The organism is Shimia sp. FJ5, assembly GCF_032918335.1.
In the GTDB taxonomy this organism is placed as follows: domain Bacteria; phylum Pseudomonadota; class Alphaproteobacteria; order Rhodobacterales; family Rhodobacteraceae; genus Shimia; species Shimia aestuarii_A.
The window spans coordinates 186,370-210,173 of sequence record NZ_JAWJUV010000003.1; the positions used below are offsets into that span (position 1 = coordinate 186,370).

Below are 23,804 nucleotides of genomic sequence, written 5' to 3' on the forward strand. Positions count from 1 at the left end.
CGGGCGGGGCTCTTGGCCGCTTGCGACGCCGCAGGGAGGGCGATAGGTTGCGGCTTCGTTCCCATTGCCGATCCGCTTCGGCCAATCCCATAGGAGTGCTCAATGAGCGATAATCCAAGCGATGAAAGCTATCGCGTGACGGCTGGCGAGCTGCGCCAGTTCATTGAACGGTTCGAAAGGCTCGAGATCGAGAAGAAGGACCTTGCGGACCAACAGAAGGAAGTCATGGCCGAGGCCAAGGCGCGCGGGTACGACACCAAGGTGATGCGCAAGATCGTGGCGTTGCGCAAGCGCGACAAGGACGACATTGCCGAGGAAGAAGCGGTTCTCGAGATGTACAAGGAAGCGCTCGGGATGTGAGCGCGGCGCGGCGTCCTAGGGGGAGATGAAGGTCACCCCGGGCATCCGCGCGATTTCATAGACGTCCTCGTCGTAGATATCTGTCAGGGCGTCGACGACATCCTCGGTCCAGCCGGGGATGTCCAATTCTTCCTCAAGCTCTTCCTCAATCGCAAATTTATCGAGGAAGGCGGCGATGACCCGGCGCTTTTGCATCTCGGTCAGGCCGGGGTGTTTCTCGACATAGGCATCGAACCGCTCGAGCCCTTCGACTGTCATGATTTCATGCAGAAGGTCGTTGCCCCCATCCAGCGGTTGAGTCGGTTCGACTCCCGAAAGCTCTCGCAGCAATTGCTCCCAGATCAGCGGCGTATCTTCGTTGCACCAGACCGTCAGTGAGGCGTTGGGCAGGGCGTGGCGCACACGGTGGATCATTTCTGACCAGCGAAGCGCGGTCGGTGCAGAGCCGCCGGTGATATCGTCAATACGGTCGTCCGGCGTGCCATCGAGCAATGCGGGAAGGAGCGTGGCCGGATTACGGATCGCAAAGAAGATCTCGACCTCGTCACTGTGGAAGATGCTGCAGAAATCCTGCAGCCGTTCCTCGCCACGCGGATAGTAGGCATTGTTGCGGATCGCGAGGCGCGGCACGCAAAAGAAGCTGCTATTGGAGAAAATGATGCGGTCCGGTTCGCTGACGCTTGGGTCTTTGAGGTCGGAAAGCACGTCTTCGCGCACGCTTTCGTCGATCAGATGGTCATGCAGGAAGCCACGCAACTTGTTGCGATAGCTTCGCGGTTTGGGAATGGAAACACCGCGTGCCGCCAGAACGTCCCGGTTTTTCCCCAAGGATTTCAAGAGCCTGTCATCGTCAGTGAAATGGGCGCCTGCGTGAAGGACTATCTGCATTGCGTTTCGGAAGGCCTTTGCTATCAGCGTCTCATTATATCTTCGTTTCTGGACAGTGAAACCAGATTCAGGCAACACGGGGCGCATGAAACTGTCGCAGTCATTTTCGGGGCCGTTCCCCTTCCGAATCCGGGTACCAAGCATCTGGTCCATCGGGGCGCTGGTGATTGCCGCGATCGTGCTGCTTCCGATCGCCGCGGTGGTCGTTTTGGCGCTCAATCCGACCGAGAACATCTGGGGGCACCTGATCTCGACGACCCTGCCGCGATACATGCGCAACACGGTTGTTCTCATGCTTTGTGTCGGGCTTGTTGCTGCGAGTATCGGGACGGTGGCGGCGTGGCTCGTGACCCGATACCGCTTTCCGGGCGTCGGCTGGCTGCAATGGGCGCTCTTGCTGCCGCTGGCGATCCCGGCCTATGTCGGGGCCTATGCGCTCGTGGATTTCCTCGAATATGCCGGACCGGTGCAGACGGGGCTGCGCACGCTGTTTGGTTGGCAGAGCGCCCGAGACTATTGGTTCCCGGAAATCCGCTCTCTCGGCGCGGCGATCCTGGTCTTGTCCGCGTCGCTATTTCCTTATGTCTATATCCTTGCGCGCGCCGCATTCCGCGAGCAATCCGGTGCAGGCGAAGAGGTCGCGCGCTCGCTCGGGGCGGGGGCCTTTGAACGGTTCTGGCGCGTCGGCCTTCCGATGGCACGCCCGGCAATCGCCGCAGGCACGGCGATTGTCATGATGGAAACCGTGAATGATTTCGGCACTGTCGACTATTTTGCCGTGCAAACCCTGACCACCGGCATTTTCAGCGTCTGGCTTGAAAGCAACAATGCGGGCGGCGCGGCGCAGCTTGCCTGTGTTGTCCTTGCTTTGGTGATCTTGCTGGTGACCATGGAGAAGGTCAGTCGCCGCAAACTCCGTTATTTCAGTATGACAACGCGCCAACGCCGGCCCGAGCCGACAGAGCTTCATGGGGGCGCCAAATGGATCGCGACCTTGGCCTGTCTGATGCCGTTCCTCATTGGTTTTGTCTTGCCGATCAGTGTCATCACCTCGCATGCCATCGGGAATTTCGAACGGTGGAGCGATCCGATGTTGCTCCGCGCGCTTGGTAATACGCTCATGGTGGGCGGTCTGGCTTCGGTGATCACCGTGGCGGCGGGGGTCTTCCTTGTCTACGGGGTGCGGCTCTCGGGGCGTCGCATGCCACGGTTGCTTTTGCCGTTGACCACGATTGGATATGCGGCACCGGGTGCCGTTCTTGCGGTCGGTATCCTTATTCCCTTGGCGCTTCTCGACAATCACCTTGCCGATTCCCTCGAGGCGCTCACCGGTCAGTCGATGGGGCTTCTTTTGACCGGGTCGTCCTTTGCCATCGTGCTTGCCTATTGCGTGCGTTTCTTTGCCATTGCGCAAGGGGCGGCGGATGGTGCGATGGGGCGTGTGACGCCGAGCCTTGCCATGGCGGCGCGCTCGCTTGGACGCACGAAAGGGCAGGTGCTTGGCGATGTGTATTATCCGCTGATCCGCACCACGATCGGCTCGGCCTTGCTATTGGTCTTTGTCGATTGCGTGAAGGAGTTGCCTGCGACCATGCTTCTGCGACCTTTCAACTTTGATACGCTTGCCACACAGGTCCACGATCAGGCGAGCCTTGAAAACCTCGGGGATGCAAGCCCTGGCGCGGTTTTGATCATGCTCGTCGGGCTTTGTGCCGTTGCTCTTCTCGCACGGGCAAACCGATAGCGGATTTAGACTTGCAGGCCTGAGATTTTCACCGTAAATCCCCTCCAGCGCCCCTATAGCTCAGCTGGTAGAGCAACTGATTTGTAATCAGTAGGTCCGCGGTTCGAGTCCGTGTGGGGGCACCATCTTACTGCAATTTGCGATGCTGTCAGCCTATGGTGAGCTGGGTGGCGATCTCGTTGGGCAGGTCGAAGTATGTCTCGCCCAGCACGCTTTTCCAGAACGGCAGGTTGTAGAGTTCGAAAGCGTGGCATCCGGACGGAAGCTGTTGCTTGTTGAGGTCATAGAGGGTTTCCGGGGCCGCTTCGAAGGCGAAGCGTATCGCGTCTTCGGTCGGGGCGAGGCGGTAGTCTTGGTTGATCTTTGGCGCAACCTTGCCCCAGAAAAGATCTTCGTTGATCCGGGTTCTGAGCGGGCCAGTGGTTCGCGCGAGGATGTATTCGTGCTCGATCTTGTTCAGGAGGTTCCAAAGCGTGCTTCGAGAACGGCCCCATTCTGTAAAGGGAGCGTGGCGAAAGTCCGTGAGGGTCTGGAGCGCGCGTGGGATGGAGCGGAGCGAATAGCCGCCATTTCCAACGCCTTTCATGCGTAGATGTGGGAAGGGACCGGGCTCTGTCGGCTCTTTGACCCATTCGATCCAAGGCGCGCCGATGTAGTCGTACCCGGCCGCGCACCACTGCTCGAGATCATCTCTGAAGGTCAGCGTGTCGGTCTGGGCGATCAGCATGTAGTCATAGGCCGCGAAGGTCTTGAAGAAGGCAGGCGACATCAAGAGCTTGTTGTAGGTCTTGGTGGAGCGGAAGAAAGCCGCATCAAACGTCTCGAGGTGGATGTCTGCGCCATTCAGGCTTTGGGGGGCGACCTGGTGGAGCCACGGCGGCCCGACCATGTAAATATCGTGATTGCACAGGACTTGCGTGGTCTTGTCGACCGAAAGCGCGTCCATCCGAGTCAGGGGCCAGCGATAGATCGGAATGATGATCGCGCAGGTGCGGTGCGGTTGTCGCGGTCTTGCTGACTTGGCTGACTTCAGGTCTTTCATATCAGGTTTCTAATACCTCGAGGGCAAGCGCCGTGCGCCAAGAGTACGGCTTTGGTCTTCAACCTGCCTTGTTTGTGCAGATTGATCCAGTGGGTTCTGTGCAGCTAGCAAATGTTCGAAGAAGGGCATGTGGCGCGTGCCGGCACAGAGGGGTGTGCCTGATGTTGACAGGGGCGCGTTCGGGTGATGTTGTCGGCGGCGTTTTACCTTGTCTCACGGGAGCGTAGCGATGACTCTTCACCTTGCCGATATCCTCGCTGCGCGTCAGCGGATCAAGGGCGTTGCCGATGCAACGCCACTTATCCCATCGCCTTTCATGTCCAAGGCAATCGGGCAGGAATTCCTAATGAAGATGGAGATCATGCAGCCGATTGGCGCGTTTAAGCTGCGTGGGGCAGTGTCGGCAGTGATGGCTTTGCCTGAAGATGTGCAGGGGGTGACTTGTTGTTCGACAGGTAACCATGGCCGCGGCGTGACTTTTGCCGCGAACCAGCGTGGCATGAAGGCCGTGATCTGCATGTCGGAGCTTGTACCGCAGGCCAAGGTCGACGGGATTCGCGCGCTTGGGGCGGATGTGCGGATCGTGGGACAGTCGCAGGACGAAGCAATGGCCGAGAGCCAGCGTCTTTGCGAGGCGGAAGGTCTTGTCGAAATCTCGCCTTTCGATGATCCGCACGTGATTGCCGGGCAGGGGACCATCGGGGCCGAAATGCTCGAGGCGCGGCCTGATCTCGAGACGCTTCTGGTCCCTCTGTCTGGTGGTGGTCTCGCGGCGGGCGTGGCGGTCGCGGCGAAAGCGATCAACCCTGAGATCAGGGTGATCGGTATTTCAATGGATCGCGGTGCGGCGATGTATGAAAGTATCCGCGCAGGGCATCCTGTTGAGGTGCCGGAATATGCCTCGCTTGCCGATAGTCTTGGCGGGGGCATTGGTCTTGAGAACCGTCTGAGCTATCCCTTGTGCCGCGATCTCTTGGATGACACGGTGCTTGTCACCGAAGAGGATATTCGCCGCGCGATGCAGGTCATGTTCTACGAGGATCGCATTGTGGCGGAAGGGGCCTCTGTCGTTGGGCAGGCGGCATTGCTTGCAGGTAAGATCGCCATGCCAAAAGGACCAGTGGGCACGATTGTCACTGGGCGCAACCTTGATATGGCGAGTTTCGCGCGCATCATGGTGGGCGAAGATGTGGAGATCGGGGATCTTCTTGTGAAAGGACAAGCCTATGGCGCATGACATCCAGATTGTCACCGAGGCCCAGCTTCGCGAGGTCGTCTCGCTTGATCTGCGGGTTGTGGATGTGGTTGAACAGGCTTTTGTCGCGCTCGCCGGTGAGGGCGTCGTGATGCCGCCGATCCTATCCATGGACCTGCCGGAGGCGAATGGCGAGGTGGATGTCAAAACGGCGTTCATTCCCGGCTTTGACGGGTTCGCCATCAAGGTCAGCCCCGGCTTTTTCGACAACCCGACACTCGGTCTTGCGAGCCTCAACGGGCTGATGATCCTGTTCTCAGCCAAGACGGGACTCGTGGAGGCGCTCTATCTCGACAATGGATACCTCACGGATATTCGCACGGCGGCGGCGGGCGCGGTGGCGGCCCGGCATATGGCGCCGGAGACCGTCGAGACTGCGGGCGTGATCGGAACCGGCGTGCAGGCGCGGCTCCAGATGCAGGCGGCGCATCTCGTGCGTCCGTTCAAGCGGGTGCTGGTGTCGGGGCGCGATCTCGAGAAAGCGGCGCTTTGCGCGGCGGACCTTCAAGACATGCTGGGAGTCGAGGCCGAGGTGGTGAGCGATCCGGCAGAACTCGTGGCGCGGTCTCAGCTTGTGGTGACGACGACGCCCTCGCGCGCGCCGGTCTTGAAGGCCGAGTGGCTTCATCCGGGTTTGCATGTCACGGCGATGGGATCAGATCAGGCCGGCAAGAACGAGATCGACCCGGCGGCACTTGCGGCGGCGGATGCCTATGTTTGCGACCGGGTGAGCCAATGCGAAGTCAGTGGCGAGTTGGAAGCAGCGATGGCTGCTGGTGTCTGGGATAAGGGGACGCCTGCGGAGCTGGGCGAGGTGATCCTTGGCAAAGCCACTGGTCGGCAGGGCGACAAGGATGTCACCATCTGTGATCTGACAGGCACCGGTGCGCAGGACACGGCGATCGCGAGTTTTGTGCGCCAAGAGTTCGCCCGTATCGGCACTGTGATCGAGGCCTGATGCGAGATGCAGCTTGATCAACGAGATATCGAGATTCTGCGTGTTCTGACGCGAGAGGGGCGGATCACGAAGGCCGCGCTGGCCGATCGTATTGGTCTTTCGCCGACGCCATGTTGGGACCGTCTGCGCAAGCTTGAAAAGGCGGGGCTTATTGAGGGGTATGGCGCGCGAGTCAACCTGCGCAAACTTGCGCCGCATGTGACGGTTTTCGTGGCCGTTGAGATCGCAGATCACACGGCAGCGAGCTTTCGCGCCTTTGAAGAGGCGATGGAGCGCTATGACGAGGTAGTGGCCTGTTGGGCGCTTGGCGGGGGGTTCGACTATATCTTGCAGATCGTCACCCGCGATATCGACGCCTATCAGAGGCTGATTGATGCCATGCTCGATGCGCGGATCGGTTTGTCGCGCTATTTCACCTATGTGGTGACCAAGCCCGTCAAAGGCGGTGGTGTGCCTCCGTTCGATATCCTTCTCTCAGGTGAGTGATGAAATCCGGGCTGTGAGAGGCAGTGCGCGCAGTTGAATCGTCTGCGTGTGGGCGAAAGTTCAGCCACCTTTTCTGTGACAAACAGGCACTCTCTCTGGGCAAACAGGGGAGAAAGCGATGTGTGAGACAGCTCTTTCAGCGCGCAGCGATATTGAGGACAAGGCGCTTGTGCGGTCTTTTTCTTATATCAACGGCAAATGGTGTGCGGCCAAGGATGGCGCCGCGATCAAGGTTACGGACCCATCGAACGGCGAGTTGATTGGCGACGTGGCAAGCCTTTCAGCAGAAGAATCAACTGCGGCAGTGGATGCGGCGCAGGCCGCATTCGACGCCTGGGCCAATCTCTTGCCACAGGATCGCTCGGCGCTTCTGCGCAAATGGTTCGATCTGATGATCGCGCATAAGGAAGACCTTGCGCGGATCATGGTGCTCGAGCAGGGCAAACCGCTTTCCGAGGCGCGGGGAGAGATCGACTATGGCGCGGCCTTTGTCGAGTTCTACGCCGAGGAAACCAAGCGTCCGAACATCGAAGGCGTGACAAGCCACCTGCCGGATGCCGAGGTTGAGCTTTGGCGCGAGCCAGTGGGCGTTGCGGCACTCATCACGCCTTGGAACTTTCCCTCGGCGATGCTCACCCGCAAAGCCGCCGCTGCGCTTGCCGCAGGCTGCACGGTTGTGGCGCACCCGTCGGCGGAGACGCCGTTCAGCGCGTTGGCGCTGGCCGAGTTGGCCGAGCGTGCGGGCATTCCCGCCGGGGTCTTCAACGTGGTGACGGGGGATGCGGCGACGGTCGTCAAGCCTTGGACCGAAGACCACCGCGTGCGCGCGCTCTCGTTCACCGGCTCGACGCCGGTCGGAAAGCTGCTTTATCGCCAGTCGGCAGATACGGTCAAACGGCTCGTGATGGAGCTGGGTGGACATGCGCCGGTCATCGTTTTTAAGAATTGCGACCTCGACCTCGCGGTAGAAGAAACCATCAAGGCGAAATTCGCGACCTCCGGGCAGGATTGCCTAGGGGCGAACCGGATTTTTGTCGAGAAGGCCATCTACGATGCCTTTTGCGCCAAGTTCGTCGAGGCGACCAAGGCGTTGAGCGTCGGAGTTGGCATGGATGACCCCGATATTGGGCCACTCATGAACGAGAAGGCGGTTCTCAAGCAGGAAGAGCATGTCGAGGATGCGCTTGCCAAGGGGGCGAAGCTGGCTTGTGGCGGTGCGCGTCTTGATCTTGGGCCGCTGTTCTATGCGCCGACGGTCCTTGTTGATGTACCGATGGAGGCCAAGATCATGCATGACGAGACCTTTGGCCCGGTCGCGGCGATCACGCCGTTTGAGACCGAGGACGAGGTCGTCGCCAAGGCCAATGACACGGAGTATGGCCTTGTCGCCTATCTCCACAGCCATGACCCACGCCGCATCTATCGCATGAGCCGGTCGCTGCAATTCGGGATGGTCGCCGTGAACCGCACCAAGGTCACTGGCGCGCCGATTCCCTTTGGCGGGACCAAGCAATCCGGCCTTGGGCGCGAGGGATCGCGTCTTGGCATGGAAGAGTTTACAGAAATCAAATACGTCTGCCGTGATTGGGCATAAGAAAGGACAACAAATGCTTCGTAATGACCAACTGGAACAATGGGATCGCGAGAACTTCTTCCATCCCTCGACCCATCTTGCCCAATTCGCGCGCGGCGAAGCGCCGAACCGTGTCATCCGCACCGCCGAGGGCGTCTTCATCGAAGACCGTGACGGCAACAAGCTTCTCGACGGGTTTGCCGGGCTCTACTGTGTGAATGTCGGCTATGGTCGTCAGGAGATCGCCGAGGCCATCGGTGAGCAGGCGAAAGAGCTTGCGTATTATCACGCGTATGTGGGTCACGGCACCGAGGCGTCGATTACGCTTTCGAAGATGATCCTTGATCGCGCGCCGAAGAACATGTCGAAGGTCTATTTCGGTCTTGGCGGCTCGGATGCGAACGAAACCAACGTCAAGCTGATCTGGTATTACAACAACATCCTTGGCCGCCCCGAGAAGAAGAAGATCATCTCGCGCTGGCGCGGCTATCATGGCTCTGGTCTCGTGACGGGCTCGCTGACCGGGCTGGAGTTGTTCCACAAGAAGTTCGACCTTCCGGTCGAGCAGGTGATCCACACCGATGCGCCCTATTATTTCCGTCGTGAGAACCTCGACCAGACCGAGGCAGAGTTCGTGGCCGAGTGCGTGGCTTCGCTCGAGGCGCTGATCGAGCGCGAAGGCGCGGATACGATCGCGGCCTTCATTGGCGAGCCGGTGCTTGGCACGGGCGGGATCGTGCCGCCGCCGGCGGGTTACTGGGAAGCAATCCAGGCGGTGCTCAAGAAGCATGACATCCTTCTCGTCGCGGATGAGGTTGTGACCGGCTTTGGCCGTCTCGGGACGATGTTTGGGTCTGAGCATTACGGGATCGAGCCGGACCTCATCACCATCGCCAAAGGTCTGACCTCGGCCTATGCGCCGCTTTCAGGTTCCATCGTGGGCGACAAGATGTGGAAGGTGCTTGAGCAGGGCACGGACGAGAACGGCCCGATTGGCCACGGCTGGACCTATTCGGCCCACCCGATCGGAGCGGCGGCAGGTGTCGCGAACCTCAAGCTTCTGGACGAGTTGAACCTCGTGTCGAACGCAGGGGAGGTTGGCGCCTATCTCAACAAGGCCATGTCGGACGCGCTTGCAGGTCATGCCAATGTCGGCGATGTGCGCGGCGAAGGGATGCTCTGTGCGGTTGAGTTCGTGAAGGACAAGGACAGCCGGACCTTCTTTGACGCCGCCGACAAGATCGGCCCGCAGGTGTCGGCGAAGCTTCTCGAGCAGGACAAGGTCATCGCACGCGCCATGCCGCAGGGCGATATCCTCGGCTTTGCGCCGCCGTTCTGCCTGACGCGTGAGGAGGCCGACACCGTGGTCGCCGCCACCGTGCGCGCCGTGAAATCGGTTCTTGGATAAGTGCCGCACAATACAAGGGAGAGGCCGGCCATTGCGCCGGCCTTTTTCATGTCAGAGCACGTCGAGTGAGACCTTGACCCGGTCCATGACCACGGCGGTCTTGAAGCGGCTGATGTTGGATTCATCAAAGAAATAGGTCTGGGTGAACGCCTCGTATTCCTGAATATCCTCGACGGTGAGGATCAGGACGAAATCCGCTTCGCCAGTGGTATAGTAGCATTGCTGCACACAAGGTGCGCCACGCATCCGGCGCTTGAACGCGTCGAGATGGGCGCGGCTTTCGCGTTCAAGGATCACCTCGACGATGATCGTCATTTCGCGTCCGAGCTTCGATGGCGACAGGACGGCGATATCGCGTTCGATCACCCCGCTTTCGCGCAGGCGTTTGAGCCGCTTCTGAACGGCGGGCGCAGAGAGTCCGACCTCGTGGCTGATTGCGTCTGCGGTCAGACGGGCGTCACGTTGTACGAGTCGCAAAATGTCGAGGTCTTTGTCATCCATGTGCCGATTTTGATCGCTCAAAGCGCGATTGGAAATGAAATTCGTCACGGCGGCGGGAATTTCGACATTGCGCCGCCCGTGTTTGCGCTAGGCTGGCGCAACAACGCTGGATCAAGACAAAAGCCCAATGGACACATTCGAACAAAAGCTGGTGGCGCTTCGGCATGCCTTCCACACGTCGCCGGAGATCGGGTTCGCCTTGGATCGCACCAAGGCGCGGGTGGCAGACGCCCTGCGGGATCTCGGTCTCGAGGTGCATGAAGGTGCGGGCGTGGTGGGTATCCTGCGCGCGGGGACGGGCAATCGCGCCATCGGTTTGCGCGCGGATATGGATGCGTTGCCGATTCAGGAGCGCGGGACGCATGACCATGTCTCGGAAATCGATGGTGCTATGCATGCCTGCGGCCATGATGGACATATGACCATGCTCCTTGGGGCGGCGGAAACTCTTGCCAAGGACGGCGGCTTTGACGGCACGGTGGTTTTCTTGTTCCAACCGAACGAGGAGCACGGCCTCGGTGCGCAGGCGATGATTGCAGAAGGGGTGCTTGAGCGGTTCCCGGTCGAGGAGGTTTATGCGATCCACAACCTGCCCGGTGCGCCAGTGGGGCAGGTCTCGACCCGCAAGGGGCTTATCTGCAATAGTGAGAGCCTTTTCGAGATCCGTATCATGGGCCAGGGCGGACATGCGTCGATGCCGCATGTGGGGGTGGATGCGCTCACCGTGGGGTCTGAGATGGTGCTGGCGCTTCAGACGGTGGTCGCCCGCAAGATGGCTCCGGGGTCGGGGGCGGTTTTGTCTGTGACGGAATTCTTGACCGATGGACAGCGCAACGTCCTGCCCGGCGAAGCGGTGCTCAAGGGGGATGCGCGTGCCCAGGCGCCGGAGGATCGCATCGCGCTTGAGGCGCATATGCGGCGGCTTGTCGAGGGGATTGCGGCGGCGCATGGGGTCAAGGCCGAGATGTCCTTTGAGACAGAGTTCATCGAGACGATCAACGCATCCGGGCCTGTCGAGGCGGTCTATCGCGCGGCAGAGGGTGCGGGGCTTGCCGTGGTGAAAGAGCGCCCGTCGATGAGTTTCTCCGAGGATTTCGCGCATTTCGCCGCCGCCGTGCCGGGGTGTTTCCTATTGATGGGGAATGGCGAGGACGGGGCGCATGGGCAGCCGCTCCACTCGGATACGTATGATTTCAATGATGCTCTGCTCACCCGAGGGGCCGCGTTCTGGGCGTCGCTTGTGCGTGATCGGCTGAAGACGGAAAGGACAGATCCATGAACGAGGCATTTGCCAAGGCCAAGCTGGCGCATGTGGCCGTAGCACCCGAGAGAGGCGACGCTGCAGAGCGGGTCCTCACGCGGGATGATTTTGCGCGCGCCTATGAGGAGATCACGCAGTGGGCGGGCTATGCGCCGACGCCTTTGGTCTCCTTGGAGGGGTTGGCCCGTGCGCTGGGCGTGGCACGGATCGAGTATAAGGACGAAGGGCCGCGTTTTGGACTTGGCAGTTTCAAGGCGCTGGGCGGGTCTTACGCGGCGTTGCGCGTATTGCAGAGAGAGATCGTGCGACGCACAGGCGAGGAGGTGGCACTCGAAGCGATCAGGGAGGGACGCTATGCCGATGCCTGTCGTGAGATCACGCTTGTGTCGGCGACGGATGGCAACCACGGTCGTTCGCTCGCCTGGGGGTGTCAGCGGTTTGGCGCGCCTTGCCGGATCTATATCCATGCGGAGGTGAGCGAAGGGCGCGCACAGGCGATGCGCGATCTTGGCGCCGAGGTGGTGCGAATTACCGGGGACTATGACGACTCGGTTGCGCTTGCCAAGGCAGAGGCAGAGGCGAATGGCTGGTTTGTGGTCTCGGACACGTCCTGGCCCGGCTATAGCGCCCCGCCTCGTGACGTGATGGCAGGCTATGGTGTCATGGTGCGCGAGGCCTGCGAAGCGATGGAGGCCGCGCCGACCCATGTGTTCCTTCAAGGCGGTGTCGGCGGGCTTGCGGCTGCGGCGGCGGCGGCCCTGCGCCAGTATTGGGGGGCGGAGAGCCCCCGTGTTGTTGTGGTTGAGCCGGAGCTTGCCGCGTGCTTGATCGAGAGCGCCCGCAAAGGGGCAGCGACGCAGGTTGTCATTGCCGAAGAAACGATCATGGCGGGGCTCTCTTGTGGGGAGCCTTCGGAGATGGCTTGGGACGTGCTTCGGGAGGAGGCAACGGACTTTCTTACGATCCCCGACAGTATCGTCGCGCCGACCGTGCGCCTCCTTGCGCGCCAAGAGACCGGGGACGCCAAGGTCGAGGCGGGCGAGAGCGCGGTCGCGGGACTTGCGGCATTGATCGCGGCACAGATGGATGACACGCTTTGGCAGGCACTTGGCCTTGGGGCAAACTCGCGGGTGCTGTTGATTGGCTCCGAGGGCGTGACAGACCCGGAGATTTTCCGGCAGATCATGGAGGGCGATATGCATGGCTAAGACGCCGCTGCGTGGGTTCGCGGAAGCGGAGTTCAGCGCGCGCACAGAGCGGGCGCAAGCGGGCATGAGGGAAAAGGGGCTTGCCGGGCTTCTTCTTATGACCGAGCCGGAGGTACGCTATTTCACAGGGTTCTTCACGCCGTTCTGGCAAAGCCCGACGCGGCCTTGGTTCCTGTTTGTACCAGTGAAGGGCAAACCGATTGCCGTGATCCCAGAGATCGGCGCGGTGCTCATGGGTAAGACTTGGATCGACGATATCCGCACATGGGCGGCCCCGTGCCCGCAAGATGACGGCATCAGCCTTCTGCGCGACCTTCTTCAGCCGCTTGCGGCGGGTGGCGAGAGTGTCGGGCTGATGATGGGGCATGAAACAACGCTCCGGATGCCGCTGGCCGATTTCGAACGCCTGCGCGCGGCGTTGCCGGGGTTGATGTTCCGGGATGCGACGGACCTCGTGCAGGGGTTGCGCATGGTGAAGTCAGAGGCGGAGATCGCGAAGATCCGCCATATTTGTGGGATTGCGTCCCGTAGTTTTGACCGTGTGCCAGAGTTGATCTCGGAAGGCATGCCCTTTGAAGAGGTCTTTCGCAGCTTCCGGCGCGAGGCGCTTTTGCAAGGGGCGGATGAGGTGCCGTATCTTGTCGGCGGAGCGGATCAGGGCGGCTATCACGACGTGATCTCTCCACCGTCGATGCGACCCTTGCAGGCTTGGGATATCTTCATGCTCGACACAGGCATGACTTGGGACGGGTATTTCTGTGATTTTGACCGGACTTATGCCGTGGCACACGCGGATGCAGCGTCCTGTCGCGCCTATGAGGCCCTGTGGCAGGCGACAGAAGCAGGTATTGCCGCGGCACGTCCCGGTGCGACTTGCCGCGACGTGTTTGCCGCAATGAACGGTGTTCTGAAGCAGGCCGGGGGCGAGGGCGGCGATGTCGGGCGGCTTGGCCATGGATTGGGGATGCAACTCACCGAGGTGCCCTCGATCGCGGGGTTTGACGAGACGGTTCTTCAAGAGAACATGGTCTTGACCCTCGAACCCTCTCTGGACTACGGCGAGGGGCGTCTCATGGTGCAGGAAGAGAATATCGTGATCCGCGCGCAGGGCGCAGAACTGTTGACGAAACGCGCGCCGGAGTGGCTTCCGGTGATCGGGGGAACTGCATGAAACTTGGCTTCGAAACAGACAACGGCATTGGCACCCGTGCGACGCTCGGTGCAATCGTTCTGTCGACGGATGAGACCTTTGAGCCGGAATTGGCGCAGATGACCGGCACGCTCGATCATGTGGCGCTCTACCATAGCCGCATCCCGATGAAGACAGAAGTGAGCGAATCCACGTTGGCACAGATGGAGGCGGACATGCCTGCCTCCGCGGCGCTTCTGCCGCAGGCGCTTGATTTTGACGTGATTGGGTATGGCTGTACCTCGGCATCCTCGGTGATCGGGTCAGAGAACGTCGAGAAGGCAATTCAAAGTGTTTTTCCCAAGTCTCGCGTGACAAACCCCCTTGCCGCGATCATTGCGGCGGGAAGACGGCTTGGGATGACGCGGATCGGGTTTGTGACGCCCTATGTGCCTGCCGTGTCGGCGCGGATGCGGTCGCGGCTGGAGGATGCGGGGTTTGCGATCGCGGGGTTTGGCTCTTTCGAAGAAGGCGACGACCGCGTGGTGGCGCGGATCACCGAAGCGTCCATTGAAACAGCGGCGCGCAAAATGGCGGAGACGACCGACTGTGACGGGATCGTCATCGCCTGCACCAACCTGCGGTGTCTCAATGTGATTGACCGGGTTGAGAGCGCGACTGGGGTTCCTGTCCTGTCGAGCAATCAGGCGCTGGGCTGGCATATGTTGCGCCTTGCGGGGGTGCAGGAGGCGATGCCGGGTATGGGGCGGCTTTTCACATCTGACCTGCCCGAGGGCTAGTCCCTAGAGGTCGAGCAAAGCAAGGCTCTGATCGGCGATCACGTGCTCTTCGTTGGTGGGGATCACGAGGGCTTTGACCTTGCTGCTCTGCTTGGAGATCACGCGCGCGTTCTGGCTGTTGGCGTCGTCGTCGAGGTCTACGCCAAGCCATTCACATCCTTCAAGAATTCCCTTGCGCACCGTGGCGGCGTGCTCTCCGATCCCAGCAGTGAAGACAATCGCATCGACCCCGCCAAGCGCGGCGGCCTTGGCGCCAATTTGAGTCACACAGCGATAGATGAAGAGGTCGATGGCTTCTTGTGCGGCGGGATCGTCACTGGCTGCAAGGTCGCGCATGTCGCTGCTAAGGCCGCCGGAGACACCGAGCAGGCCGGATTGCGAGGAAAGGAGGGTTTCGGTCTCGTCGGTGTTCAGACCCTTGGCGCGTTGCAGATGAAAGATCACACCGGGATCAATCGCGCCGCACCGCTTGCCCATCATTAGCCCGTCGAGCGCCGTGAACCCCATGGAGGTCGCGATGCTTTGGCCGTCTTTCATGGCGCAGAGACTCGCGCCGTGGCCGAGATGCAGGACGATGACGCGGCGGCGATCTTCTTTGGCGAGGTGGGCAGGGAGCCGGGAGGCGATATAGTCATAGCTCAGCCCGTGAAAACCGTAGCGCAGGATGCCTTCGTCGCTCAATGCGCGCGGGATCGCGAAAAGCTGGGCGAGGCGCGGTTGCGAACGGTGGAACGCGGTGTCGAAACAGGCGACCTGTGGCAGGTCGGGCCAAACGGCGGCAATGGCCTCGATCCCGGCAAGGTTATGTGGCTGATGTGCCGGGGCGAGTGGCGAAAGCGCTGCAATCTTTTCAAGGGCTTGCGGAGTGATCCTCGTGGGCTCTGAGAAATCCTGTCCACCGTGCACGACGCGGTGCCCGGCGGCGATCACTTGCACCTCGGGGAAGCGAGATTGCAGGCGGTCCGTCAGCCATGCGAGGGCGGCTTTGTGGTCGGTGCCTCCGGACGTCGGCAAAGGGGTGTCGCCCTCGGTATCATGATGCTCTGGGGATTGGCCGATGCGATCGATCAGTCCCTTGGCGATCAAAGGGCGCTCTGCGTCGGTGCCATAGAGGGCATATTTGATTGACGAACTGCCGGCGTTGAGGGTCAGGATCGCGGATTGGCTCACAGGATGCCCTTTCCGAGGCGGTGATGCACGAGAAGTTGGGCAAGAGCGGCAGAGACCACGCGCGACAGGGTGCCGTCGGCGCGGCTTGTCAGCATGACGGGCACACGTCCACCAAGGACAAGGCCCGCGGAATCGGCGCCGGCGAGATACATGAGCTGTTTTGCGATCATGTTCCCAGCCTCGAGATCGGGAGCGATCAGAATGTCGGGATCACCCGCTACATCCGAAACAATCCCTTTTGTTTCAGCGGCTTCCTTGGACACCGCGTTGTCGAAGGCAAGCGGGCCATCGAGGATGCCACCAGTGATCTGACGCCGGTCGGCCATCTTGCAGAGCGCGGCGGCTTCGACCGTGGAGGGGATGCGCGGGTTCACGGTCTCGAGCGCCGACAGGATCGCGACTTTGGGGGTGTCGACGCCGATGGCCTGGGCCAGTTCGATGGCGTTCTGGACGATGTCGGCCTTGGTTTCGAGGTCGGGAAAAATGTTGATGGCGGCGTCGGAGATCAGGAGAGGCTTGGGGTAGGTTGGCACATCAAGCACAAAGATATGGCTCATGCGGCGTTCGGTGCGCAATCCACGCTCCTTGTGAACCACTTCGCCCATCAATTCGTCCGTGTGCAACGCGCCTTTCATCAGCGCCTGTGCCTTGGCCTCATGCACCAGGCAGACCGCTTTCTTGGCTGAGTCGTGACTGTGCAAAGAAGGAACAATTTCAATGCCTTGGATGTTGAGATTCGCAGCCTTTGCGGCGGCGCGGATCTTGGTTTCGGGGCCGACGAGGATGGGGGTGATGAGGCCGTTTTGTTGGGCGTAGAGGGCGCCTTCTAGGGAGGCTTCGTCGCAAGGATGCACCACGGCAGTCGGGATCGGGTCGAGATCGCGGGTCGCAACGAGCATCTGATCGAAGGTCGCGCCCTTGGCGTGCACTTCCTTTGTGGCGTGATCGGCGGGATCTACGGGCAAAATCAAGGGCTTGTCTCCTATGTCGGCGCGTGCGGAAGGGGCACGGGGAAGCGGGGTTGCCCCGTCATAGACCAGTTCTAGCAAGGGCAAATGACATAGGGCAAATTCCGTCGCGTATCGCAGGGGTTCCGTAACGGAAGTGCGTGTCATTTCGGCAAAAAACGCAGGTCTGCATCGCGTCGGTATCACGTCGGTATTGCGTCGGTGCACAAGTCACAAAGGAAAACCCCCGGTGCAAGGACCGGGGGCTTAAGAGTTTATTCGGCGTTGTAGGTAAAGAGCTTTTCGCCGTTCAGCGTGTAGCCATCAATCAGGGCCTTGGCGCGGTCACTCAGAAACCAGTCCTGAAGCTTGGCGGCGAGGTCGGGTTTCACGTGACCGTGCATCTCTGGGTTCACCATGATGTAGCTATACTGATTGAAGAGCACCGGATCGCCGGAGAACAGGAGCGCCAGATCGCCCTTGTTGGCGAATTTGAGCCAGCTCGCGCGGTCGGACATGATGTAGGCGTTCATGCCGGAGGCGGTGTTGAGGGCCGCGCCCATGCCGGCGCCGACGGCGCGATACCATGCGGTGTCGAAACCGGAGGCATCGAGCCCTGCACCGGACCAGAGCGAGAGCTCTTTCTTATGGGTGCCGCTATCGTCGCCACGGCTGACGAAGGGCGCCTCGGCGGTACGGATCGCGTTCAGGGCGTCGGCGGCGGTCTCGGTCGAGGCAATGCCTGCCGGGTCGGCGGAGGGGCCGATCAGAACAAAGTCGTTATACATGAACGGCACGCGCGCGACGCCGTGGCCTTCGGAGACGAATGCCTCTTCTGCCGCCTTGGCATGGACGAGGATTGCGTCCACGTCGCCCGCGCGGCCAAGGCGCAGGGCTTGGCCCGTGCCGACGACGACGAGGTTCACCGTCAGATAGAGGTCTTCCTTGATTTCGGGCAGGAGGACTTCGGCGAGACCGGAATTGTGGAACGAGGTCGTGACGGCCATGCGGATGTCATCGGCAAGCGCCTGACCGGCGAGCAGGGTTGAGGCCGCAAGGGCCATGAGGGTGGTGCGGATCATAGGACGATATCTCCCTTGAGGAAGGCCTTGGCTTCTTGGGTGGCTGGGCCTGTGAAAAACGAAGTGGCGGGGGCGTGCTCTTGGACTTTGCCTTTGTGGACAAAGAGCACGTCTGTTGCGAGGCGGCGGGCCTGTCCGAGGTCATGGGTGGCCATGACGAGCCGGGTGCCGTGGGCGCTTGCGTCTTGCAGGAGGGCTTCGATCTCGGCGGTGGCCTGACCGTCGAGATTGGAGCAGGGCTCATCCAGGAAAAGCACCGAAGGCTCGCGAATGAGGGCGCGGGCCATGGCCATCTTCTGTCGCTCGCCGCCGGAAAGCGTATTCGCGGCGCGGTTGGCATGGGCTGTGAGGCCGATCCGGTCGAGCCAGTCGCAGGCCGCATCGCGGGCGGCCTTGCGGGGCGTGCCGTGGGCGATCAGCGGGTAGGCGATATTGTCGAGCACGGAGCGGCGCAGGAGGATCGCATGTTGGAAGACAAAGGCCTGATGCAGGTGAGCGATGTCGCGTGGTGCAGCCCAAGAGACCGAACCGGAGGCGGGGCGGTCGAGCCCGTGCATGAGGCGCAGGAGCGTTGATTTCCCGGCACCGTTGGGCCCGAGGAGGATCGTGGTGCCAGGGCCGGAAAGGGATAGGGACACAGGGCCGAGGATCGTGCGGCCACCTTTGCGCACGCTGGCTTCGGTCACGGTCAGGGGCAGGAGATCTACCATCGCGGCGTCCTTTCCGTCCTCGACAGGCCGTGCACGGCGAGGTTCACGCCAATGGCCAGGGCGATCAGGATCAGGCCGAGGGCGAGCGCCATGGCGAGGTTGCCCTTGGAGGTTTCAAGCGCGATGGCCGTGGTCAATACGCGGGTCACGTGGTCGATATTGCCGCCGACGATCAGGATCGCGCCGACCTCACCGATGGCGCGGCCAAAGCCTGCGAGCGAGGCGGTGAGGAGCGCGCGGCGTCCGTCCCAGAGAAGCGTGCGGATGCGGGTCAGGCGGCTTGTCGAGATCGAGATCAGGAGATCATGGTACTCCGCCCAGAGATCGCGCAGTGCTTGGTGGGCGATAGAGGCGATGAGGGGCGTGATGATGATGCATTGGGCGATGATCATCGCTGTGGGGGTAAAGAGCAGCCCTAGGACGCCGAGGGGACCGGCGCGCGAGAACATCAGGTAGACGATCAGGCCGACCACGACCGGCGGCAGGCCCATCAGGGCGTTCAGAAGCGAGATCACCACGCGGCGCTGGCGAAAGCGGCTCACGGCGAGCCATGCGCCAAGTGGCAGGCCAATGGCGGAGGCGATGAGCGTGGCGGTCAGCGTGACATAGAGCGAGCGGCCGATGATCTCGAACAGGTCCGCATCCAGCGCCACGATAAGGCGCAGGGCCGCGAGCATGCCTTGCCAGAGGTCGTCCATATCTATCGCGCTTTCCTGCCGAGTCGGGGGCAGGTTAGGCGATTAAGGCGCTGGAGCAAGGGGCTGAAAGCGGCAGGGTTTGATGCGAAAGCGGATCAGGCGTCTTGAAAGGTGCCGTAACCGTGCTGGCTAAAGATCAGAGGTTTGCCGGTGTCGTTGAGAAAGACGTTTTCCACGGCGCCCACGAGGATCGTGTGGTCGCCCGCGTCGTGGCGGGCCTCGGTGCGACATTCGAAGCGGGCGAGGCAGGCGTCGAAGACCGGGACGTTTGCGGCGTTGAGGCGGGGCGAGACCAGCGAGAGCGCATCGGTGTCCTTGGCAAAGGCTTTGGCGATGTCGAACTGATCCTCGCGCAGCACATGGATGGCAAAATGCGTCGCCTGCTTGAAGATCGGGTAGCGCAGAGAGTCTTTGGCCGCCGACCACAGGATCAGCGCCGGGTCGAGCGAGACGGAGGCGAAGGAGTTCGCCGTCATGCCGATGCCGCCCTCGGGGGTGGGAGCTGTGATGACGGTGATGCCGGTCGCGAACTGCGCCAGCGCGTGGCGGTAGTCGCGTTGATGGTCGCCCTCGGGGATGAACGTCGTGGCCATTGTCTCGTGCTTTCCTGTTCGCGCGTCCCGCCGCATGTAGCGGTGGCGGCGTCGGGTGTCCAGCAGGTCAGTTCAGGTCTTCGAGAAGGCGACCGTGTTTGCGGGTCTGGCGGATGACCTCGCCAAAGGTCACGTAGCCGCGCGACTTGAGCATCGGGATCATCTTGCAGAGCACTTCTGCCGTGGCCTGGGCATCACCGAGCGCGGTGTGGCGCAGGTGCGGCGGGATGGTCACCCCGAGCCGATCACAGAGCGCGTCGAGCGTATGGGTTTCCGAGGCCCCGAAGAGCACGGCCGACAGGAGCACCGTGTCGATGATCGGGTGATCCCACGCAAGGCCGAGGCGTTTGCCGTGACGCTTGAGAAAGGCCATGTCGAAGGGGGCGTTATGGGCGACGATGACGGCGCCGCCGGCGAATTTGTGAAAGTCGCTTGCGGCAGTGTCGATGAGGGGCGCGTCGGCCACCATGGCATTGGTGACATGGTGCACCTTGGTCGAGGCGGGCGGGATCGGCATGCCGGGATTGACCAGTTGGTTGATCTCTTCGCCGGGCACGATACGGCCATTGACGACACGCACGGCACCGATCTGGACGATCTCGTCCTTGTGGGGCAGGAGGCCCGTCGTTTCGGTGTCGAAGACCACGTAGGTCAGCGATTGGATCGCGCGTTCCTCGATGGCGCGTTCGCTGTCGTGTTCCATGAGGTCGAAATCATAGATCAGCGGGCGCGCGGCCTCGGGCGATATCTCGGCGTGGGCGTCGTCGATCAGGAGCATATACCCCGGCGCGTGGCCAAGCGGCTTGAGGCGGGCGTCAAAGGAGAGCTGACCCTCGGAGCCGTGGGCAGTAAAGGGGATTTCCTCGTCTTTCTCGATCAGTTTGGCATGGGCGGCGCGCAGTTCGTCCTCGCGCAGGTATTCAAAGATCGAAGCGTTGAGGCGAGGCGGGTGAATCTGGCCCAGAACAGAGGCGGCCTGACCATCGTAGAGCACGATCTGGTGGGTCGGGCTTATGAGGACCATGGCGACGGGAATCTCGGTCAGGAGCGCGGTGAGGCGTTCTTTCTCCGATGCGAGGCGGGCGGTCTCGGCGGCGACGGCCTCGGCGGTGTCGAGGGTCGATTGGCTCAGCTGGGTTGAGACGGCGGCAGCAGCGGGGGCGAGATCGCCGAGGTAGCGCGCCGCGTGCGTGTCGAGATCGAGCGATACGCCAGCATGGGCGCGGGTGCGCATGGAGGCGGCGATACGTTCGATTGGTTTGGCCACGTTCTCATCAAACAGAAGCCAGACCCCTGCGGCGAGCGCCGACAAGCCAAACCCGGACAGGATCGCGGAGAACAGGAAGGCTGAGCCGAGACCGGTGTCGCCGCCAAGGCTGCGGCGATAGCCGACGTAGAGGGCGCCGGAGGTCACGACGATCCCGGCGAGCGCAAGGAAGACGAAGAAGAGGAAGACGCGCAGGCGGAGGCTCAGGGTCATCAACATCAGCTTACCTCGCACATGGTCGAGACAAGCGGATCATCCAGCGGCACGGGGAGCCAGGCCGCGCCAGTGGCGGAGCCATCGGCGTTCAGGGTCACGCCTTCGGTGACGGCGGCGCGGCGCAGGGCGGCGCAGTCGGCAATCACGCTTAGTTTGTTCACCGGGGCCCAGCGACCGAAGAAATACATATCGGCCATACGCATCGCGGGGGCCTCGTCGTGGCGCTGCACCGATTGCACGTCGAGCGCGGCGAACCGGTCGACATAGGGACGCACGTAGGTCCAGGGGCGGTAGAGCGCCTTGCTTTCAACGGTATCGACGATCATGAACTCGTCGGGGAGCGATTTCGACGTGCGGCCATACCAGCCGTATTCATTGGAAATCGTAGCAGCGATCATCGCGGCTCCCGCCGCAACGGGCGTGAGCCATTTGGGCAGGCGTCCACCGCTGGCGCGGGTGATAACCATCATGATACCGGCGGCTGCGATCCCGGCGACAATCGTCGCGATCAATTCTAGAAACATGTTTTCCTCCTAAGGGGTGTTTGCCCCGGCCCGATCTGTCCGGCCTCCGCTCCGGCCAGATCGGGGTAGATGACTTATTAGCTTAACATGCCCCGGCCGTGGCCGATGGCGGATTGTAGGGTTTTGACGACGACAAAGGCGTCGCGCAGGTGGCTTCGCTCGAAGTCCGACAGATCAGACGGCAGCAGATAGTTGTCCGGGGAGTCGCCCCGTTTGACGAGATTTGCCTGATGCTGAAGCCGGGTTTCGGCAATCAGGTCATAGGCGTCGATCAGGTCGCGCGCGCCGGAGGCGCTCAGCACGCCCGCATGTTCGGCGGCCTCGAGCCGGGCGCGGGTATTGATTGCCGTGAGCTCGCCCTGAAGCGTGTAGATGCGGGCAAGATCGACGATTGGCACGACGCCGTTGTGTTTCATATCGAGTTGGTTCTTGTGCTCGCCCGAGCGGATCGTCGCAAAGCCGCGCAGAAGGCCGAGCGGCGGTGTGTGCTTGAGCGAGTTGGAGACCATATGGGCGACGAAGATCGAATTCTTGGCCGCTTTGCGCAGGGTGTCTTCTTGCAGGTCTTGGAACAGGTGGGTGTGGCCTCCGATGGGACGCAGATCAAACATCACCGAGGCGAGCATCTGTGCCTCTGGGTCGGGCTTGTTGATCCAGCCCTCGAAATAGCTTTGCCAGACTTTCAGCGGCTGGCACCAGCGCGGGTTTGTGGCCATCATATCGCCGGGGCAATAGACATAGCCGCAGGTGTTCAGGCCGTCGCAGACGAAGGCCGCGAGGTCGCGGAAATAGGGCATGTCGGCCTCGGTCACCGAGTCATGCAGGAAGAGGCAGTTGTCCTGATCTGAGACGCCGGTCTGTTCCTGGCGCCCTTGGGAGCCGCAGGCGAGCCAGAGGTACGGCGCGGGCGCGGGGCCGAGTTTCGCCTCTGCAAGGGCCAAAAGGCGGCGCGTTGCGGTGTCGGCGATATCGGTGATGAGCCGGGTGACGACTTCGTGGCGATTGCCGCCCGCAACAAGCTGTACGAGAAGTTTCGGAATGCGGGCCGTGACCTTGGCCATCTCTTCGGGCGTGTTGGCCTGAGCGATTTCGGAGACCAGTTCGGCAGAGGATACCGCTTGAAAGCGGGTGAGGTCGGTCTGTGTCACCATGCCGACGAGCTTGGTGTTCTCGACGATGGGGATATGCGAGATGCGCCGTTCCATCATCACGTGCAGCACATCCGAGCCAATGGCAGAGGGGGCGAGGGTGACGGGGTTCGGGGTCATGATCTCGGAGACCGGGGTCGCGACGGGCAGGGCATTGGCCAGCACCTTGCCCGAGAGATCGCGGGTCGTGAGGATGCCTTCGAGCGCGCCGGATTCGTCACAGATACAGACTGACGAGATGCGTTTGTCGCGCATGAGGATGGCGGCGTCCTGCGCGCTGGCATCGGCGGCGCAGGTGACGGGGCTATGGGCCATGAGCGTTTCGACGCGGCTCGTCGCGAGGTCGTTGCCGCGGGGCTTCTCGACACGGGTGCGATCAAAGAACTTGCGCGCCACCTCGTGATCTTCGACCAGCTTGTAGAAAGGAATTGGCGGCAGCACGAGGACGATGGAATGTGCCTCGGCGCGGGCGCTTGTCGCGGCTGTGCCGTCGCGCAGCAGGCCACGTTCACCAAAGGAATTGCGGACACCAAGATGCGAGACCACCACGTCGTTCTCATCGCGCACCTCGATCTGACCCTCATAGACGAGGAACAGGCCGGGGAGCTTGTCGCCAAGGTCATAGACGGAAAAGCCCTGTTCGACCTCCCAGGCCTCGAAGAGCGGGACGAGGTCTTCGACAACGCCCGGCGCGAGCGCGTCATAGGGGTGCACGGATTTCAAAAAGCGAATGATCTGGTCTTGGGTGAGCGGCATGGAAATCAGCCTTGCAAGCGATAAAGAAAAAGTCCTGCCCGATATGCACCGGGCAGGACCAGATTAGAAGAGGACGGGCC

Annotated in this window: 23 protein-coding genes and 1 tRNA gene; 12 read left to right on the forward strand and 12 right to left on the reverse strand. The window is 61.6% G+C overall.

What is annotated here, in order from left to right:
* Positions 1 to 102: 102 nt before the first annotated feature.
* On the forward strand, positions 103 to 360 hold the full coding sequence (locus R1W01_RS11610; protein WP_243612037.1) for a DUF2312 domain-containing protein: 258 nt from the start codon (positions 103 to 105) through the stop codon (positions 358 to 360).
* Between the two features lie 15 nt (positions 361 to 375).
* On the opposite strand, the gene R1W01_RS11615 is transcribed toward R1W01_RS11610, so the two are convergent.
* Positions 376 to 1,248, reverse strand: a complete 873-nt coding sequence (locus tag R1W01_RS11615) for a hypothetical protein (RefSeq protein ID WP_297756802.1) — start codon at positions 1,246 to 1,248, stop codon at positions 376 to 378.
* Between the two features lie 85 nt (positions 1,249 to 1,333).
* On the opposite strand from R1W01_RS11615, the gene R1W01_RS11620 reads away from it, so the two are divergent.
* Positions 1,334 to 2,992: an ABC transporter permease gene (locus R1W01_RS11620; RefSeq protein WP_297756804.1), complete on the forward strand. Its 1,659-nt coding sequence runs from the start codon at positions 1,334 to 1,336 to the stop codon at positions 2,990 to 2,992.
* Positions 2,993 to 3,041: 49 nt separating this feature from the next.
* Positions 3,042 to 3,117 (forward strand) — tRNA-Thr (locus R1W01_RS11625).
* Between the two features lie 23 nt (positions 3,118 to 3,140).
* On the opposite strand, the gene R1W01_RS11630 is transcribed toward R1W01_RS11625, so the two are convergent.
* A complete protein-coding gene (locus tag R1W01_RS11630) occupies positions 3,141 to 4,034 on the reverse strand; it encodes a DUF5672 family protein (RefSeq protein ID WP_297756806.1) in 894 nt (297 codons plus the stop codon).
* A 229-nt stretch (positions 4,035 to 4,263) separates the two neighbouring features.
* Between R1W01_RS11630 and eutB the strand changes: the two genes are divergently transcribed.
* The 5 genes from eutB to R1W01_RS11655 all read left to right on the forward strand — a co-directional run bounded on the left by eutB (position 4,264) and on the right by R1W01_RS11655 (position 9,714).
* The gene (eutB, locus tag R1W01_RS11635) at positions 4,264 to 5,271 is read left to right on the forward strand and encodes a hydroxyectoine utilization dehydratase EutB (protein ID WP_297756807.1); all 1,008 of its coding nucleotides are present in this window, start codon (positions 4,264 to 4,266) and stop codon (positions 5,269 to 5,271) included.
* Positions 5,261 to 6,247 (forward strand): cyclodeaminase, encoded by a 987-nt coding sequence (locus R1W01_RS11640; RefSeq protein WP_297756808.1) that lies wholly within the window; start codon positions 5,261 to 5,263, stop codon positions 6,245 to 6,247. The genes eutB and R1W01_RS11640 overlap by 11 nt, the downstream gene beginning before the upstream one ends.
* 6 nt (positions 6,248 to 6,253) lie before the next feature.
* Positions 6,254 to 6,733: an Lrp/AsnC family transcriptional regulator gene (locus tag R1W01_RS11645; protein WP_297756810.1), complete on the forward strand. Its 480-nt coding sequence runs from the start codon at positions 6,254 to 6,256 to the stop codon at positions 6,731 to 6,733.
* A 118-nt stretch (positions 6,734 to 6,851) separates the two neighbouring features.
* The gene (locus R1W01_RS11650) at positions 6,852 to 8,327 is read left to right on the forward strand and encodes an NAD-dependent succinate-semialdehyde dehydrogenase (RefSeq protein ID WP_243612030.1); all 1,476 of its coding nucleotides are present in this window, start codon (positions 6,852 to 6,854) and stop codon (positions 8,325 to 8,327) included.
* Positions 8,328 to 8,340: 13 nt separating this feature from the next.
* Positions 8,341 to 9,714, forward strand: coding sequence for an aspartate aminotransferase family protein (locus R1W01_RS11655; RefSeq protein WP_297756812.1), 1,374 nt, complete (start codon positions 8,341 to 8,343; stop codon positions 9,712 to 9,714).
* A gap of 51 nt (positions 9,715 to 9,765) precedes the next feature.
* Here R1W01_RS11655 and R1W01_RS11660 read toward each other — a convergent pair whose 3' ends face one another.
* Positions 9,766 to 10,215, reverse strand: a complete 450-nt coding sequence (locus R1W01_RS11660) for an Lrp/AsnC family transcriptional regulator (protein WP_243612028.1) — start codon at positions 10,213 to 10,215, stop codon at positions 9,766 to 9,768.
* Positions 10,216 to 10,342: 127 nt separating this feature from the next.
* Here R1W01_RS11660 and R1W01_RS11665 point away from each other — a divergent pair, with 127 nt between their 5' ends.
* The 4 genes from R1W01_RS11665 to R1W01_RS11680 are packed head-to-tail and all read left to right on the forward strand — an operon-like array spanning position 10,343 to position 14,613.
* Positions 10,343 to 11,494, forward strand: a complete 1,152-nt coding sequence (locus R1W01_RS11665; protein ID WP_297756814.1) for an amidohydrolase — start codon at positions 10,343 to 10,345, stop codon at positions 11,492 to 11,494.
* A complete protein-coding gene (locus tag R1W01_RS11670; RefSeq protein ID WP_297756816.1) occupies positions 11,491 to 12,684 on the forward strand; it encodes a diaminopropionate ammonia-lyase in 1,194 nt (397 codons plus the stop codon). The genes R1W01_RS11665 and R1W01_RS11670 overlap by 4 nt, the downstream gene beginning before the upstream one ends.
* Positions 12,677 to 13,855 carry a M24 family metallopeptidase gene (locus R1W01_RS11675; protein ID WP_297756818.1) on the forward strand — a complete coding sequence of 393 codons (1,179 nt, stop codon included), beginning with the start codon at positions 12,677 to 12,679 and terminating at the stop codon, positions 13,853 to 13,855. The genes R1W01_RS11670 and R1W01_RS11675 overlap by 8 nt, the downstream gene beginning before the upstream one ends.
* On the forward strand, positions 13,852 to 14,613 hold the full coding sequence (locus R1W01_RS11680; protein WP_297756820.1) for an aspartate/glutamate racemase family protein: 762 nt from the start codon (positions 13,852 to 13,854) through the stop codon (positions 14,611 to 14,613). The genes R1W01_RS11675 and R1W01_RS11680 overlap by 4 nt, the downstream gene beginning before the upstream one ends.
* Before the next feature lie 3 nt (positions 14,614 to 14,616).
* Here the strand turns inward: R1W01_RS11680 and R1W01_RS11685 are convergent, their stop codons facing one another.
* The 9 genes from R1W01_RS11685 to R1W01_RS11725 form a co-directional block, all read right to left on the reverse strand.
* Positions 14,617 to 15,783 carry an acetate/propionate family kinase gene (locus R1W01_RS11685; RefSeq protein ID WP_297756822.1) on the reverse strand — a complete coding sequence of 389 codons (1,167 nt, stop codon included), beginning with the start codon at positions 15,781 to 15,783 and terminating at the stop codon, positions 14,617 to 14,619.
* Positions 15,780 to 16,754 (reverse strand): bifunctional enoyl-CoA hydratase/phosphate acetyltransferase, encoded by a 975-nt coding sequence (locus R1W01_RS11690; RefSeq protein ID WP_297756824.1) that lies wholly within the window; start codon positions 16,752 to 16,754, stop codon positions 15,780 to 15,782. The genes R1W01_RS11685 and R1W01_RS11690 overlap by 4 nt, the downstream gene beginning before the upstream one ends.
* 251 nt (positions 16,755 to 17,005) lie before the next feature.
* Positions 17,006 to 17,812 (reverse strand): substrate-binding domain-containing protein, encoded by an 807-nt coding sequence (locus R1W01_RS11695; RefSeq protein WP_297756826.1) that lies wholly within the window; start codon positions 17,810 to 17,812, stop codon positions 17,006 to 17,008.
* Positions 17,809 to 18,522: an ATP-binding cassette domain-containing protein gene (locus R1W01_RS11700; RefSeq protein ID WP_297756827.1), complete on the reverse strand. Its 714-nt coding sequence runs from the start codon at positions 18,520 to 18,522 to the stop codon at positions 17,809 to 17,811. The genes R1W01_RS11695 and R1W01_RS11700 overlap by 4 nt, the downstream gene beginning before the upstream one ends.
* Positions 18,516 to 19,220 (reverse strand): ABC transporter permease, encoded by a 705-nt coding sequence (locus R1W01_RS11705; RefSeq protein WP_243612019.1) that lies wholly within the window; start codon positions 19,218 to 19,220, stop codon positions 18,516 to 18,518. Before R1W01_RS11705 ends, R1W01_RS11700 begins: the two co-directional genes overlap by 7 nt.
* 95 nt (positions 19,221 to 19,315) lie before the next feature.
* On the reverse strand, positions 19,316 to 19,813 hold the full coding sequence (locus R1W01_RS11710) for a flavin reductase family protein (protein ID WP_297756830.1): 498 nt from the start codon (positions 19,811 to 19,813) through the stop codon (positions 19,316 to 19,318).
* Positions 19,814 to 19,880: 67 nt separating this feature from the next.
* Positions 19,881 to 21,299: a PolC-type DNA polymerase III gene (locus R1W01_RS11715; RefSeq protein WP_297756832.1), complete on the reverse strand. Its 1,419-nt coding sequence runs from the start codon at positions 21,297 to 21,299 to the stop codon at positions 19,881 to 19,883.
* Positions 21,299 to 21,820: a hypothetical protein gene (locus tag R1W01_RS11720; RefSeq protein WP_243612016.1), complete on the reverse strand. Its 522-nt coding sequence runs from the start codon at positions 21,818 to 21,820 to the stop codon at positions 21,299 to 21,301. Before R1W01_RS11720 ends, R1W01_RS11715 begins: the two co-directional genes overlap by 1 nt.
* 77 nt (positions 21,821 to 21,897) lie before the next feature.
* The gene (locus tag R1W01_RS11725; protein WP_297756834.1) at positions 21,898 to 23,724 is read right to left on the reverse strand and encodes a DUF294 nucleotidyltransferase-like domain-containing protein; all 1,827 of its coding nucleotides are present in this window, start codon (positions 23,722 to 23,724) and stop codon (positions 21,898 to 21,900) included.
* Between the last annotated feature and the right edge of the window lie 80 nt (positions 23,725 to 23,804).